The organism is Ralstonia sp. OTU4908 (assembly GCF_038440115.1).
In the GTDB taxonomy this organism is placed as follows: domain Bacteria; phylum Pseudomonadota; class Gammaproteobacteria; order Burkholderiales; family Burkholderiaceae; genus Ralstonia; species Ralstonia pickettii.
This window is the reverse complement of the sequence record NZ_JASATD010000117.1, coordinates 1-296: the sequence shown is the minus strand read 5'-3', so window position 1 is coordinate 296 and position 296 is coordinate 1. Positions and strand designations below refer to the sequence as shown.

At 64.5% G+C, this 296-nt stretch carries 1 protein-coding gene; it reads right to left on the bottom strand.

Features of this window, described 5'->3' with window-relative positions:
* Positions 1-177 (bottom strand): helix-turn-helix domain-containing protein (locus tag AAHM38_RS25575; protein ID WP_342234434.1); only part of this gene is annotated, 177 nt, incomplete at its 3' end.
* Positions 178-296: the final 119 nt, after the last annotated feature.

The window sequence follows — 296 nt, the reverse complement described above, 5'->3', positions numbered from 1 at the left end:
CGGGGGGGGGGGGGGGGGGGGGGCGGGCCCCCCCCCCCCCCCCCCCCCCCACGCCTCCATCTGCGCCAGATAGCGCGTGACCATCGCGCGCGACATGTCGAGCGCTTCGGCGGCGGCGCTCAGGCTGCCGCGCTCGACAATCGCCACAAACACTTCGGCCGACGTGATGCGATCCATATTTGATCGATTGGAGAAACAAATATGCGCATCATAGGTGGTTTTTTGATCGGATCAAGCAACCTACAGTAGCGGCTTCGCAGAAATCACATCCGCCTGGAGAACCCCGATGTCCCTGC